Origin of the sequence: Maribellus maritimus, from assembly GCF_022267315.1 — a bacterium.
Classification (GTDB): Bacteria; Bacteroidota; Bacteroidia; order Bacteroidales; family Prolixibacteraceae; genus Draconibacterium; species Draconibacterium maritimum.
In genome coordinates this window covers 171,346-188,274 of record NZ_JAIKLE010000002.1, presented here as the reverse complement: position 1 = coordinate 188,274, position 16,929 = coordinate 171,346, and the positions used below count along the sequence as shown (strand labels likewise).

Sequence of the window (16,929 nt, the reverse complement as noted above, 5' to 3'; positions counted from 1 at the left end):
CAGAAAAAATCAGGCAATACAAATTTCAGGCAAATAGTATATTTGAAAAAGAATGTGGAGGGGAGTAACATATATTTTAATTTTATTATTGTGGGGGGTTGCAGCCAAAGCAATTGAAAACCGTTATGTATTCAAAAAACTAAATAACGAGGACGGATTGACGTACAACACCGTTCATGATATTGCACAGGAACAATCCGGAATTGTGTGGTTTGCTACGAAACAAGGTTTAAACAAATACGACAGTTACAACATCAGACGCTACTATAAAGAAGATGATGTTGGTATCCCATCAAATTTTTTCACAAATGTTATAGTTACAAAAGATAATCGCCTGTTTGCCGGAACAGACAGAGGTGTAATCGAATACAACCGCCGTTTTGACAAATTTGAACCTTTATTATTTGAAGAACACCCCTTGCCAGGAGTTATAACTTTATTTGAAACAAAAGAAGGTACGGTATTAATTGGAACCCACCGGGGAATTTATGCATACCACCCAAAACAAAACGTAGTTGTAAAATTCGTTTCGTTACAAAATGAACCAATTGCATCAATTGCTGAAAGTGCTGAAAATACCTTCTACGCAGGTACAAATTCAGGGGTCTATGTATTAAATTCCGATGGAGTTTTAATCGAATACTTCAATACAACCAACACTCCCGGATTACAGACCAGTGTCATTAATAAAATTTTTATCGATCATGCCGGTAATTACTGGGTAGGGACCGAGAACAGTGGTTTGTACCTGTTTGATACAAAAAACAAAACTTTTTTAAAAATAAGACTTGCAGAAACAGACCAGGCTGAAACTAAAGTTGTGCGTGACATTGAAGATGATTCAAACGGGAATATCTGGATTTGTAGTGAACTGGGAATCTTTATCCTGGATCCCGCAACAAAAGAGACCGTTAATATTCAACACTCGCTGGAAAAGTCTGAGTATTCTTTAAATGATAATGCCACCTACTGTGTGCTCAGGAGCAAGGAAGATATTATGTGGATTGGAACTTATTTTGGCGGAATTAATTATACCAATCTTGGCAATTTCAAGGGATTCTTTACGATTTATCCGGGCGACGGGCAAAATGAACTTCGCGGAAAGGCGGTAAATAAACTGTATAAAGATTCAAAAGGAATTTTATGGATTGCCACAGAAGACGGAGGCGTATGTACTTTTAATACTGAAAAGAAAGAAATTCTGGATTACTACCAGCATCAGGAGAAAAACAGTCTCAGCTCGAATAACATCCATGCCATATGCGAAGACAAGAACGGATACATCTGGTTTGGACATTTTATGACAGGGATTGACATTTACAATCCCCGGACAGGAAAATTCAGAAATATTTCCATTCTTCCGGATATCAAGTACAGCATTACCGAAAATTCGGTCTACAGTATTTATAAAGATTCAAAAGAAAATATTTGGGTAGGAACCCGCAGGGGCGTATACCTTTATGATTATGACACTCAAGAACTAAAGCCTATCAAACAAGAAGAACTGGGGCAATTGTTTATATACAGCATCCTGGAGGATAACCATGGAAATATGTGGTTTTGTATCCGGCATGGCGGCATAGCATCTATCAATAAGAAAAACGATTCCATCAGTTTTTACCGGGAGCCGGAGTTTTTGTCAACCAATAAGATTATTGCTGTAAACGAAGACAGCAAAGGGAAAATATGGTTTGGAACCGTGGATGGAGGAGTTAATATCTATGACCCGCTCACCAAAAATTTTCAACATTTAAGTATGGAAGACGGACTACCCAATAATACTGTTTACGGAATACTGGAAGCAGTAAATCACAATATCTGGCTCAGTACCAACCAGGGATTATCCATGTTTAATCCCAAAACCCGGGAATTTAGAAACTACAACAGAAACGACGGATTGTCGCAAATGCAATTCAATTTTGCGTCTTATTATAAAGATGCTGATGGTACACTTTACTTTGGTCATGTAAACGGGTTAAGCTATTTTAATCCTTCTGAGATAATTGATAATAAAATAAAACCACAGCTGATTTTTACTGATTTAAAACTCGCGAATGAAAGTGTCCATATATCCGAAAAAGGGATTTTAACAAAACCGATCGATCAAACCGATAAAATTACTTTGAGTTATTCCCAAAAATCATTTACAATTGACTTTGTTGCAGTAAACCACATATCAGCGGGGAACAACAAATTTTACTACTATCTGAAAGGTTTTGATGAGAACTGGAATGAAATGGGAAATAAAACCAGTGCCAATTACACTAATTTATTACCCGGAAAATATACTTTCCATCTAAAGGCCGAAAACAACGATGGCATTGAAAGTGCAAACAGCAAAAATCTTATTATACGCATACGACCGCCTTTTTATCTGTCTTTTGGTGCATTTGTACTTTACTTTTTCCTGATAGCAGGAATTTTCCTTCTGTACCGAAAAATCACAATCGACAAGGAAAAAGAAAAGGCAGCTCTAAAACTGGAACGAATTGAAAAGGAAAAAATTAAAGAATTAAGTCAGCAGCGGCTGAATTTTTACACCTACATTTCCCATGAATTTAAAACTCCTCTTTCCATTATTATCTCAAGTATCGATCAGTTGTTTGACAGGAGTGATATTTCAGAAGATCTAAAACAACGCTTCCAGCGTCTTAGCCGAAGCTCAAAGCGGCTTTCATTTCTGTTTAACCAGTTAATGGATTTTCGAAAAATTGAAACCAAACATGCCAAACTTGTTTTGCAGAAAGGCGATATCGTTAACTTCCTGCGTGAAACCTGTCTGGTTTTTACGCCTCTTTTTGACCAATACCGGGTGAACTTCGAATTTAAAGCGAACCGCGACGAGTACGAATATTGGTTCGACCCTGATAAAATTGAAAAAATCATTGCAAACCTGATTTCAAATGCACTAAAACATACTCCCATTCATGGAAAAATAATTTGCGAAGCTAAAATAGCTGACGAGATTAGCGATAAAAACCAGAAGCATTTAAATATTTGTATTTCGAACACCGGGAAGGGCATTTCCGAAGAAGAAAAACAAAATTTGTTTACTCCTTTTTACATGAACTACCGGCAAAACGAACAAAAAAGTGGTTCGGGAATAGGGCTCACGCTGGTTAAGAGCCTGGTGGAATATCTTCACGGCACCATCGAAGTAAAAAGTAAAATGGATGAAGGTACCCGTTTTAAAATTCAACTGCCCCTGAATTACCAGGGAATTTCAAATATCAAACTCGAGAACAACAGAGATACAATCAGACATAATTTGGATTTGGAAAGTATTTCAGAAGTAACTACAAGCCCTGCTCCGGTGAAAGAAAAACCGAACAATGACAAGGAATTCAAACTACTAATTGTAGAAGACACCGTAGATCTGGCAGAAGTTTTGATGGAGCATTATTCAGAACATTTTGATGTAAAATGTGCTCAAAATGGAATAGAAGCATTAACAATTGTAAAAGAAGAAGAACCCGATATAATTATCAGCGATGTGATGATGCCGAAAATGAATGGAATAGAGTTTTGTGAAAAAATCAAGGAAGATGAAGCTACCAGTCACATTGCCGTAATTTTACTCACCGCAAAAACCACACACGAAGATAAAATAGCCGGATTGCAGGCGGGTGCCGAAGCCTATGTGAGAAAACCATTTGATTTAAATGAACTTGACCTCCATGTACGCAACTTTATCGAAATGCGTAAAAAACTAAAAGAAAAAGTTGTTACCGGAGCGCATATCGATCTGGAAAGGCTGAATTTCCAGGACAAGGACAAAGATTTTATCGAAAAAGTATCTGCAATAATCAACGAGAATATTGAAAGTGAAACCCTTAACACAGAAGAACTCGCCCAAAAACTGGGGATAAGTAAAACCCTCGTCTATTTAAAGCTTAAAAAATTGCTCAACATGTCTGGCTCCGATTATATCCAGTCGTTGCGTTTTAAAAAGGCCATTGAATTAATGGCGGATTCCGCACTTAATATTTCCGACATTGCCTACGAAGTTGGCTTCACCGACCCAAACTATTTTAGCAAGGTATTTAAAAAAGTGTATAAAAAAACACCTACAGAATATCGAAAAGAATTGCTAAACAAGATTAAAGGTTTAAATATGAACTAATTAGAAAAATACGAGTTTCTCATTTTCCTTTTTTTTTAACTTAAATTCCAGTTCCAGAAACACATTATTTCCGATTCTTGCATCAAACTTAAATCTTATGCAACGGATAGAATCGACCTTATTCCTGATTTTTATTTTAATTGTCTTTTCAAAAAATGAATTAAAAAGCCAAACATTAAATCCGCAGGTATCGGCCATGTTTGAAAATGCTATTGACAGCATTGAACCAACTATGCCCAATGTGTGGCCTCTTTTTAAATACCACCTGCGTGACATTGCCGTATGCAAAGGCCCCGAAAACAAATATTATCTTACCGGAACAACTGACGACAACTGGGGAGTAGCTGAGGGTATCCGCGTTTGGGAATCGTCAGATTTAAAAGACTGGCAAATAATTGGTGATGACGGTTTTGTTTGGACTTTTGAGAAAGATGCCAGTAACGAAGCTCAACGAAGGATAAAAAGAACCAACGGGCGTTTGGTTCGTGGAATCTGGGCTCCGGAGATTCACTATATCAATAACAATTTTTGGATTACCTATTCGGTTAGCGGCGGCTATGGTTCGGGATTATTAAAAAGCACTACAGGAAAACCCGAAGGACCATATGAGGACGTAAAAAAGGAAGGCGCAATGGTCAAAGGAATCGATGCTACTTTGTTTAAAGATGTTGACGGGACGGTTTGGTATATCTGGGGACCGGGGAATATGAAAAAGCTAAAGCCCGACATGATGGGATTTGCCGACACCGCCCCTCCTGTGTTTCCCAAAGATGCCAGCGGCAAGGAAGTGGGTTATGAAGGTGTAAATATGTATTACAAAAATGGTCTCTACTACCTGATGGCAGCAGAATGGAATTGTGAAAGCCCTAAAAAAGGCCATGTATTTGGAAATACAGATGTAAACCGCCGGACCGCTGATGGCCGGTATGATTGTATGATAGCAATGGCAGAAAATATAACCGGTCCGTATTCAGAGGCATACATTGCCATTCCGCACGGTGGGCACAATATGATTTTTGATGATTTTGATGGCAACATCCGGGCAACCATGTTTGGCAACGATGAAGCAGCGGCACAATGGCGTGAGAATGCTGCCCTTTTGCAAATGAAACTGGATGACAAAAAACGGTTGGTTCCTGTTGTTCCCTTTCCATCGGCAGCAACAGAAAAAATGCCGGTAATTTATGTTTCTGAAAAAGGAGACAACAGTAACGGGAAATCATGGAAAACAGCTCTAACATCTCTGCAAGAAGCAGTTGAACTGGCAAAGCCGAAATCTCAGATTTGGATTGCCGGGGGAAACTACGGAAACATGCTGAAGATTGAAGGAAAAACAGCTCTTTATATATATGGCGGATTCAAGGGGGTTGAGAAAAAGTTATCCGACAGAAAAATGTTGACAACAACAAAAATTGATGGACAGGGAAAAACAGCTCACGTGCTCACTATAGTCAACTCCGAATACCTTCGAATTGACGGATTAATCGTAACCGGCGGGAAAAATACAGGCCAAAAAACTGAAGGAAACGGTGCAGGAATCTGGCTTGAAAATGGTGGTGAATCAGTTCGGTTTGTAAACTGTACCATATCAAATAACTATGCAATAAAAGATGGTGGGGGAATATATGCCGCCAATGGAGCAAGTCCCCTGTTTGTTGGTTGCGATATAATAAACAATGAGGCTAACCTCAACGGTGGAGCGGTATATGTAAATTGTAACGCTGATAACGGTTATCACACCCGTTTTTACAATTGTAATATCAGCAACAATAAAGCGCAGGCAAACGGAGGGATTGCATGGTTTATAACCGACTTAAAACAGACCGGCACCTTACGTTTTATAAACAGTTTACTAAATAATAACTTTACACTTCTGGAAGGCGGAAATATTGTTATGAACGGCGGATCAACCCTGTTAATGAGCCATTGCACAGTGGTAAATAACCGGGGAATGTCGAAAGGTGCAGCCATTTCCCAATTAGGACGAGTGCCGGCGCAAAACCGCATTATTAATTCAATTTTTGCCAATAATTATGGCGCGGCACTTTTTGTTGCTGACGCCTATGAAGGTTCAGATCCTACGTCAGCACGGGAACAAAAATGGACAGAAATTCAAAACAACTTGTTTTTTAATAATGAAACCTTAAGCCTTTGCAGATACTCATACAAAGCCGCCGATTTTAAAACCGCTCAGGAGCTAAACACAGAAAACTGGGCTGCTGATAATCTTGAAGGAAATCCACATTTCGTTAATCCCGGAAATTCAAATTTCAAATTAAAAAAAGGGTCAAAAGCAATTGGAGCAGGGACTTTGAAAAATGCCTTTCCTGTTGATTTTTTCGGAGAAAAAAGATTTACAGATTTTGATACAACAACAAATAAGATAGACATTGGATTTCAAATGTTTTCAGAAAAATAGAAAATCTGGTTAATTCAGATTCCAGTTTTTCTGAATCAATTTCAAGTAGGTAACACATGAAAGATTTTAATATTGTATAAACCAAATTAATCGAATTTATGAACAAGCTTAAATTATTATTTCTAGTCTTGTTTATCCTTCCGTTAGCATTATTTGCACAAAATAAGATAACGGGGGTGGTAAAAAGCGATGCAGGAGAGCAGCTTCCCGGTGTGACGATTATTGTGGAAGGAACAACTCAGGGAACCACTACGAACTTCAACGGAGAGTATTCTATTACTGCTCCCGCAAACGGAAACCTGATGTTCAGTTTTATTGGCTATCTGTCACAAACTGTTCCGGTTAACGGACAATCAGCAATAAATGTAATTCTTCAACAGGATATTGAAGAATTGGAACAAGTGGTCGTAATTGGTTATGGAACTGTAAAAAAGAGCGATTTAACAGGCTCCGTAACTTCTGTAAAAGCCGATGAACTAAATCCGGGAGCAAATGCTTCTGTTGAACAGGCTTTACAGGGGCGTGTTGCCGGTGTGCAAATTTCGCAAAAAAGTAACGAACCAGGTGGAGGATTAAGCATCAGCATCAGAGGCTCGGGTTCTATCCAGGCAGGAAACGAACCGCTCTATGTAATTGATGGTATAATCGTTAACAATGGAAGTGTTGCCGGCACCGGCGGAGTTGGTTTCACAGGAAACCAGAATCCAAGAAACCCGTTAAATTCGTTAAACCCGTCAGATATTGCATCTCTTGAAATTCTGAAAGATGCTTCGGCAACTGCAATCTATGGTTCAAGAGGTTCAAATGGTGTTGTAATCATTACTACTAAAAAAGGTAAAGAAGGAAAACTTCGTGTGGGTTATGATGGCTACTATGGTATCCAGCAGGTATACAAGCCGCTGGATGTTTTAATTGCCCAGGAATACAAAGATGTATTGAATTCCATTATTGATTTAGGTGGAGGTGATGAATTGCAGCGGATCGATCAAATTGAAGGGGGCGGAACCGACTGGCAAGATCTGATTTACAGAACAGCACGGACACAGAATCATAACATTACAATGTCGGGAGGTTCAAATAACCTCACCTATTTTACATCAATAAACTATTTCGAGCAGGAAGGATTGGTGAAGGGCTCTGCCATCGACAGATATAACATGCGATTTAATCTCGCATACGACGAAAATAAAAAGCTACGGGCAGGAGTCAGTTTTAATGGTTCATACATTCATGACGATTTCGCCTCAACGGGTCTCGGAATCAACGAAAACGGAGGTGCAATTTACACGGCTGTGAATTACGATCCCGTAATTCCTTCTTACAATGAAGACGGAAGTTACAGAAAATCTGAGTTTTTTGTTGGGGATAATCCACTGGCCATTCTTGATGGTGAAGATGCGACGGCTGAAACTTTTCGCTTTTTTGGAAATACCTATCTGGAATACTTTATTTTGCCTGAATTATCAGCTCAGGTAAAACTGGGTGGCGATGTGCAGGATGTAAGGAGAAATATTTTTATTCAGCCTTTTACAGTGTCTGGTGCAGGTACCGGAGGAATCGCTTCCATTCAAACAGGTCGAAAAGATTATGTTTCTGCCGAAGGAACCATAAATTATACTAAAGAGTTTGAACAGAGCAGACTGAATGCTTTATTGGGAACAACTTACGAATATTTTCAAACCAAAACATTCGCAGGCGACGGACGAGGATATGCCCTTCCTGATTTGGGAACCAATGCCATTGGCTCCGGTGATCCCTTATTAAATAACCTGGGGAGTGGACGTACACAGGCTAAATTTATTTCCTATCTGACCAGAGTAAATTATTCACTGATGGATAAATATTTAATCACTGCTTCCATCAGGGCTGACGGTTCTTCGCGTTTTGGTGAAAACAATAAATTTGGTTATTTCCCATCGGCTGCAATCGCTTGGAAAATGCATAACGAAATTTTTATGGCTGATGCCGGTTGGCTAAGTGAACTAAAACCAAGATTCAGCATTGGTAGTACGGGGAATGCAACTATCGGAAACGAGTTGACTTATCAAACATTCTCCACCGGTTCGCAGGTTCCCTTCGGAGACAGCTATTACAGCACAATTACTCCATCACGAATTGCCAATCCGGATTTGACCTGGGAAAAAGCGGTTCAAATCGATGTTGGTTTTGATTTTGGCATTTTGGAAAACAGGCTAACGGGTTCTTTTGATTACTTTAACAAAGAAACAACCGACTTACTTGTTTATATCCCTCAACCATTAAACACGGGGTTCTCCGGTCAGGTACAAAATATGGGCGGCGTTCGGAACCAGGGTTTTGAACTTTCGCTAAGCTGGGATATCATCAGATCAAACGATCTCTACTGGAATCTTGCCGGTAACATTTCAACATTAAAAAACGAGGTACTCAACATTGGCGATCGCGGAGATATCATCCGTGGAGGTCTATCACAGATTCCTGATTTTTCAATCATTACACCAGGAGAAGCTCTGGATTCCTACTATGGTTATATTGTTGATGGAATCTGGCAGGAAGGCGATGACTTTAGTGTAACCAATGACAATGTTCAGCCAGGCGACCTGAAATTCCGCGATCTGAATGATGATAAAACCATTAATGCAGAAGACCGGACCATCATCGGAAAACCTATCCCTGATTTTACATGGGGCCTTACCAGTAATCTTCAATTTAAAAATTTTTCACTCGACATTGTAATGCAAGGCGTACAGGGAATTGATAAATTAAATGCCAACCTGGCCAATTCAATGTTCCCAAATAATTTCAGACAAAACCGCATAGCAGAACCACTATTAAACCGTTGGACACCGAGCAATCCTTCCAACAAGTATCCATCCTTTGTCAATCCGCTCGCTTCCGGAGGAACAACGGCTTTGATCAACACGATAACCGTTGAAGATGCTTCTTATATCCGCTTGCAGTCGGTACGCCTTGGATACGACGTGCCGGTAGAGAATATCAGCGTTTTCAACAAACTGGCGATTTATGTTTTAGCTCAGAACCTGTTTACAGTGACCAATTACCTGGGAACCGATCCGGGCGCCAATGCCAGTGGAAGTAACACAGCAGCAATTGATTTTAACGCTTATCCGCTCCCACGAACTTATATGGTGGGTCTGAATGTTGAATTTTAAAAAATGGATGACATGAAAAATAAAATAGTAAAACAGATAGTCGGAACCTTGCTACTTTTGATGGCAATTGTATCCTGTGAAGACCAACTCGAATTATATCCTGTAGCTGAATTTGCTCCGGCTAACGCTTTGCAGAATGAAGACGGAATAGAAGCATTATTATTTTCTGCCTACAATAACTACACACCGGGTTCCGGCATTCGAACAGAAATTCTGATTAACGAGGTAACTACCGACATGGGCAGGGTGCGTATTGGCGCCGTAGAACGCGAAATGAAACCATTTATGGATTTCAACTGGGATGCATCGACCAATCATCTTGAGGGGTTACTCTGGTCTCGCCCGTATACAGCTATCCGAAATGCAAATACACTACTCGATAACATCGATGACTCGGCAGTTAATGAGGATTTCAAAAAAATGGTGGTAGCAGAAGCGAGGTTTATCCGTGCCTGCGAATATGTTTTTATGTACAAATATTTTGGACCGGTGCCACTCCGGACAACAAGCGATCTGACCATCCAACCAAAAGAGCTTGGACTTCCAACCGAACAGGAATTTCTTGATTTTGTTGAAACAGAATTAAATGCGGTTGCCCAGGATTTGTTAGCACCATCAGAGCAAACTCAGGTTGGAAGAGCGACCAAAGGACATGCCTATGCTACGCTGACAAAATTTCTGATGAACACCAAACAGTGGAATAAAGTTTTGGATGCAACACAGGTACTTATGGATTTGAATTACTACGAATTGTTTCCGGATTACAGAGCTGCCTTTTTTGTTGAAAATGAACCCCAGACCAATCCTGCAAACAAGGAAATGATTGTAACATGGTCGTTGAGAAACGAAAGTGGTGGTTACAACAACGACTATCAAAACGGAGCTTTCCCTCCCGGATTCAGAACTGCGGATAATATTCCCGAGTTTGAATGGACAACAAGTATGGCTAACTGGCCCACACAATTTAGTTTACGTGACGGATTTGTAGATTCTTTTGATCCGAATGATGCAAGGAAAGAAGCTATTGTGGAAATGTATTACAACGCAGGTGGCAACCTTGTTAATTTAAGAACGGCAAATACCGATAACAGCCGAAGTCTGAAATATTTTGATAACGACCAGACCGGGAATTTTAGCGGTTGCGACGTACCTTACATTCGTTATGCCGACATTTTGCTGTGTCGTGCAGAAGCATTGAATGAATTAAACGGCCCTACCCAGGAAGCTATAAATTTGATAAATGAAATACGCAACAGGGCAGGTGTAACTCCTTATACTTTAGCCGAAGTTGGCGACCAAAACAATTTCAGAAATTTGATTTTGGATGAACGTGGATGGGAATTTTTCTCGGAAGGAAAACGCAGAGAAGATCTTATCCGCCACGGTAAATTTTTGGAATATGCGGAAGAACGTGGTTTAACCACCTCGCCGAAACAGGTTTATTTCCCTTATCCTTTGGCAGAAGTAGATGCCAATCCGGCATTGGACCAGAGAGAAGGATATTAATAGTTGGTTTAGTTTGTTAGCGGGGCTGCATAAAAAAAATGCAGCCCTGCTTATTCTGGTCGAATGGTTTGGCTAAATAAATAATTGATTATTGTTTATTTATCAAGTCAAAAGAGATACAACAACAAGATTTAACAAAGCCGAAGAAATAAATAGAATGAGATGAAAAGTAAAAATATAGTTATAAAAGGGATTTTTGCGCTTTGCCTGATGTTTACATCGTTATGGATACATGCACAGGAAATGGGTATAAACTTTAACGAATCGCTGTTTCATGCAGAGGACGTCGACAAATTGGGCCGAACAAAAACCACCTGGGTAAGGGGCTTTTTTGAGTTTTTCAAGTATTATGAAAATCAGAGTAGCTTAACTGATGTTGACGATCAACTCGAGGACTTTTTAAACCTGAAAAATGCCGGGTACAAAACTATTCTCAACATCAAATGGAATTTTCATAACCAATCTTATCCTGATACAACAAGTGCAGAAATTGTCGCATATAATGAATTTCTCCAGCGCGTTCTGGATCGTGTTTGGGGGAAAATCGACATTATTGTGGTGGGTAACGAGCCCTTTATCGAATCGATGAACGACCTGGAACGAAACACAAGGTTGGCTCCGTTTTACCAATTCATGTGTAATCGGGTTCACGAATATAAAAACGGAAAAGCAGACATTCCAATCTATTTCGGTGCTTTTAACAGGTTATACGATTTCTACCGCGATACGGACGGTGTGCTTCAAATGTTGAACTTTGTAAAAGAAACACCGTGGATTGAGGGAATTGATTTACACATTCACCACAAAAACAATAACGACATTGTTTCAATGTACAGCTATGCAGATGCCAGGATAAGAGACGATCAGAAAATACTGATGACAGAATTCTCGCTGGTTTTCTGGTGGCAGGATCATACCCGGGATCTTATTCCTTCAGAATTTGCTTCGAAATACAATTATTCGGCTGATATGCTGGTGCATCAATATATTTTCCATGCCTTAAATGAACGCCGCCCCAAAGAAGAATGGGACGACTTTTTGAGCGGATGTCCGTGGTTTGAGAACAGAAAACACTATTTGTGGGAAGTGTACGAACTCCTGACGCAGTATGAATCGTTCAATATAGCTACTTATTCTTACCAAATCAGCTGGGGACCAAACTTCGATGGAAATACAATGCCCTGGCTCCTGAATAATCTAATTGCTGCAACCACCATCGAAGATGATCCGGAAACCGGAGAAAACCAGTTTAATTATGCCTTTATCGATGATTTTCATAAAATTCAGGAAGTTGAAACAGGAGAGAATAACCCCACTTTACCTCCTGATCCGACAAAAATTTTTATGGAGTTTAATTTTGATGAAAACCTGACAGATGCATCACCCGAAAATGTTATATTCAATTTAACAAAGGGTACTGAAACCTATACTGATGGTAAATTCGGGAAAGCACTAAATTTTAACAATACAGCATATGTAACTCTACAGGATGCGCTAATAAATGCAGGCGCAGAAAACAGTACGCTTGGGGTTTGGGTAAAAATGGATCAATCAACCGATGTTGCCAATGCCGGAATGACCATCCTTCATCAAAAAGACCCCGCCGGAGGTACACCACCCGGAAGGATAATGATGGAAATATTAAATGGCGATATGCCTGCTTCTTTCGAAAGCGGAATCAGGGCACAAAGTTTTGAGGTGATTAATCCCGAAACCTGGTACCACATCGCTATTGTTCACGATGCCGAAAAAAGGATGAAGAGCATTTATGTAAATGGAGAATTAAAAGGAATTGCCGATTTTGGCACAGAACAATCGCTCGGACCATTTGTGCTGGGTGCTTTTAAAACGGAAGAAAGGGCCTTTCTTTACGGAAGCATCGACGAACTTTTTTGGACCAGGGAAGTTCTCAGCCCAAACCAGATCAAATCGATCATGAGCAAGGGCATAACACAAAGTTTTGACGACCTGCTAACGGCCGTCACTACTGTTGCTCAACCATCGGATTTTAATCTTTTTTTTCCTAATCCCGTATCCAATAGCATCAGGTTTTCCAGCAAAGTAGTAGAAGAACAGGGACAATTCCGGTTGTTCGATTTAAACGGAAGGGCAATGACAGCTTTACAACCTGTGCACTCCGGTCAGATAAACTTAGGTAACCTCACAAAAGGAATGTATTTACTAAAAGTTTTTACTGAAAAAGAAGCCTGGTCCGAGTGTTTGATTTTGGCAAATTAAAAAGATAATGTTCAACTTAACAAAAAACAAATATAACCGCATATGAAGGTCGACTCTTGCTTTCATTGGTGTTTTGTCTCCTTGTATCCGTCAAAAATGAATATTTTTACATCGAACACTCGAAATATTAAAAAATGAAACTAAACCTGACCCTACTTCTGTTATTAATTTGCCCGGTTCTTTGGAGTCAACCCAAACCGCAAATTTCAGGATTGGATAAAACACCCAATATTCTTATCATTATAGCAGATGACTGTACATACAGTGATTTGCCGCTTTATGGTGGAACAAATGTAAAAACACCACAAATCGACAAACTGGCTTCACAGGGGATGACGTTTAACCGCGCCTTTGTTACCATGTCGATGTGTGTACCGTGCCGCGCCGAATTGTATACCGGTTTGCAACCCGCCACCAGCGGCGTTTGCTGGAATCATTCCATTGCGCGCAGCGGAACAACAAGTATCGTTCAGTATTTGGGAGACTTGGGATACCGTGTAGGGATTGCCGGAAAGGTACATGCGAACCCTCGCGAGGTTTATCCTTTTGAAATGATTGATGGAGTTGAACGCGACTGTGTTTCAAAAACAGCCGGTTACGATGCAGCCGGTTTGCGGGACTTTATAACCAAAAACAGAAAACAACCATTTTGCCTGGTTACTGCGCTGGTGGTTCCCCACATTCCCTGGACGGTGGGCGATCCCTCACATTTTGATCCCGAAAAACTGAATTTGCCGGAGTACGTTGCCGACACCAAAGAAATGCGCAGTGAATTCACAAAATACCTTGCAGAAATAGAAGTACTCGACCAGCAGATAGGTACTACGCTTGACCTTTTAAAGGAAGAAGGTATTGAAGACAATACAATTGTAATTTTTACTTCTGAACAGGGTTCACAGATTCCGGGCTGCAAATGGACCAACTGGAACAATGGCGTCCATACCGGGTTGATTGTGCGGTGGCCCGGAAAAGTGAAAAGCGGTACGTGTACCAATGCGCTAATCCAGTACAACGACGTCTTGCCAACTTTGCTTGATGCGCTGGATTATAAAACCAGTGCGGGCTTCGATGGTTCAAGCTTTCTCCCGGTGCTGCTGGGAGAAAAGGATACCCACCGCGAGTTTGCTTATTTTATGCACAACAACGTTCCGGAGGGGCCTCCCTACCCCATTCGTTCAATCACCGATGGAAAATATCATTATATCAAAAATCTCGCCCACGAAAATCTTTATATCGAAAAACATTTGATGGCCAGAATGACGGAAAATCAATACTGGCCGTCCTGGATTTTTGAAGCTTCAAGCGATCAAAAAATACTGGACTTGGTGACTCGCTATCAGAAACGACCGCCTGAAGAATTGTACGATATGACAAGCGACTCAAATGAAATGAATAATTTATCAAACCGGGAGGGATTTACAGCAATTCAAAACAAGCTTTCAAAAAAACTGGATGAATGGATGACAAAGCAAGGCGATCCCGGTACGGCAATTGATTCATTTGAAGAGCTAAACAATGCCCGAAAAGGGAACCATTTTGAAAACTGAAATATTTACAGGGAAAATTACGAAAGTTTCTTTTTTGTCGAATAAAATCAAGTATTTAATCAAATTGAATATCAATCAAAAATAAAATAAATGAAATTTAAACTTACAACACTATTATTGGTAACCTTTGTTACAACATTTGCTCAAAAATGGCAACCGGCCGGCGAAAAAATGAAAACCCGCTGGGCAGCAGAAATTACGCCTGAAAATGTGTGGCAGGAATATCCACGTCCGCAATTTGAACGTTCAGACTGGATAAACTTAAATGGACTTTGGAACTACTCCATTTTAAAAAAGAACCAGGCACAACCAAAAAAATATCAAGGCGAAATATTAGTGCCTTTCTGTGTGGAATCATCGCTTTCGGGAGTAATGGGCGAGGTTAAACCAGACGATCGGATTTGGTACAAACGAACTTTTGAAATTCCGACGGACTGGAGTGAGAAAAATGTAATTCTGAACTTTGAAGCCGTTGATTATTCAACTACTGTTTTTATAAATGGTGCTGTTGTGGGTGCACACAAAGGAGCTTATGATCGTTTTTCGTTTGATATTACAGAATATCTGACCGGAAAAGGAGAACAGGAATTGGTTGTTTGTGTGGATGATCCATCAAGTTTTGGCTCACAGCCGCGGGGGAAACAACAGATGCCTCAGGAGGGAATCTGGTATACTCCGGTAAGCGGAATCTGGCAGACGGTCTGGATGGAAGCTGTTTCTCCGGAAGCGTTTTTGAAAGAGGCGAAGCTGGTTCCCGATATCGATAAAAAAACAATCGCGGTAACTCCTGTATTAAACAAATCATTAAAACCGGAATACAAAATTGAGACGGTGGTTTCGTTTCAGGGAAAAGAAGTGGCAAAAACTGAAATTCCGGCAAATATTAGAGGCTTAATCGATATCCCAAATCCTGAATTATGGTCGACCGATGCTCCTAATTTATACGATTTGAACTTAAAACTTTTTAATAAGGCAGGTGAAAAAATTGATGAAGTGCAAAGTTATTTTGGGATGCGTAAAATTAGTCTGGAAAATCACAAAGGAACAAAATACCTTTTCCTAAATAACCAACCGGTTTTTCAATATGGCCCGCTTGATCAGGGGTGGTGGCCTGACGGATTACACACACCTCCTTCTGATGAAGCAATGAAATACGACATTGAAATGACAAAAAAAATGGGATTCAATATGATTCGGAAACACATAAAAGTTGAGCCTGACCGCTGGTTTTATCACTGCGATAAACTGGGTATGCTGGTTTGGCAGGATATGCCTTCCGGGATGGTTGTTATTCCAAAAACAGGAAATGAAAGACCGGAACATGTCCAACACGTAAGGCCAAACGGGCCCGATTTGAATGTTCGAAATGAAGATGCGCAACAGTTTGAACTGGAACTTCGCAGAATGATTGATACTCATTACAATTCACCAAGTATTGTAATGTGGGTGCCTTTCAACGAAGGTTGGGGCCAGTATGCTACCTGCAGAATTGCAAAAATGGTAAAAGACTACGATCCCACCCGTTTAGTAAATGCAGTGAGTGGCTGGGCGCTTCGAAATTGTGGTGATGTTTATGATATTCATACCTACCAGACTGAGGTACGCATACCTCCTGCTTCGTTGGACAGAGCTTCTGTTATTGGTGAATTTGGTGGAATCGGGTATCCGATAGAGACAAATTTGTGGAATCCCGAGATGCGAAACTGGGGTTATCAGACTTATCATTCAGAAAAGGAATTATTAGATGCCTATATTTACAAATTCAACCAGATTGTTGAAATGAAAAAAACCAAAGGACTTTCTGCGGCAGTTTACACACAAACCACAGATGTGGAAGGCGAAGTAAATGGTTTGATGACCTACGACAGGGAGCTTATTAAAATTCCTGTCGATAAATTACATGAACTACATTCGGTATTATATCAGGAATAATTAAAAAAAAAA

Annotated in this window: 7 protein-coding genes; all 7 read left to right on the top strand. The window is 40.1% G+C overall.

Translation table 11 applies throughout. From position 1 onward, the window contains the following. Positions 1 to 52 precede the first annotated feature (52 nt). The 7 genes from K5G00_RS02830 to K5G00_RS02800 all read left to right on the top strand — a co-directional run bounded on the left by K5G00_RS02830 (position 53) and on the right by K5G00_RS02800 (position 16,917). The gene (locus tag K5G00_RS02830) at positions 53 to 4,123 is read left to right on the top strand and encodes a hybrid sensor histidine kinase/response regulator transcription factor (RefSeq protein ID WP_238764145.1); all 4,071 of its coding nucleotides are present in this window, start codon (positions 53 to 55) and stop codon (positions 4,121 to 4,123) included. Positions 4,124 to 4,220: 97 nt separating this feature from the next. Further along, complete coding sequence (locus K5G00_RS02825) at positions 4,221 to 6,542, top strand: family 43 glycosylhydrolase (RefSeq protein WP_238764144.1); 2,322 nt, start codon at positions 4,221 to 4,223, stop codon at positions 6,540 to 6,542. Positions 6,543 to 6,640: 98 nt separating this feature from the next. Continuing rightward, on the top strand, positions 6,641 to 9,694 hold the full coding sequence (locus tag K5G00_RS02820) for a SusC/RagA family TonB-linked outer membrane protein (protein ID WP_238764143.1): 3,054 nt from the start codon (positions 6,641 to 6,643) through the stop codon (positions 9,692 to 9,694). A 12-nt stretch (positions 9,695 to 9,706) separates the two neighbouring features. Continuing rightward, positions 9,707 to 11,200: a RagB/SusD family nutrient uptake outer membrane protein gene (locus K5G00_RS02815; protein WP_238764141.1), complete on the top strand. Its 1,494-nt coding sequence runs from the start codon at positions 9,707 to 9,709 to the stop codon at positions 11,198 to 11,200. 162 nt (positions 11,201 to 11,362) lie between these two features. Continuing rightward, positions 11,363 to 13,438 carry a LamG-like jellyroll fold domain-containing protein gene (locus K5G00_RS02810; protein WP_238764139.1) on the top strand — a complete coding sequence of 692 codons (2,076 nt, stop codon included), beginning with the start codon at positions 11,363 to 11,365 and terminating at the stop codon, positions 13,436 to 13,438. A 134-nt stretch (positions 13,439 to 13,572) separates the two neighbouring features. Continuing rightward, positions 13,573 to 14,985 carry a sulfatase family protein gene (locus K5G00_RS02805; RefSeq protein WP_238764138.1) on the top strand — a complete coding sequence of 471 codons (1,413 nt, stop codon included), beginning with the start codon at positions 13,573 to 13,575 and terminating at the stop codon, positions 14,983 to 14,985. Positions 14,986 to 15,075: 90 nt separating this feature from the next. Then, positions 15,076 to 16,917, top strand: coding sequence for a glycoside hydrolase family 2 protein (locus tag K5G00_RS02800; protein ID WP_238764137.1), 1,842 nt, complete (start codon positions 15,076 to 15,078; stop codon positions 16,915 to 16,917). The last annotated feature ends 12 nt before the right edge of the window (positions 16,918 to 16,929 follow it).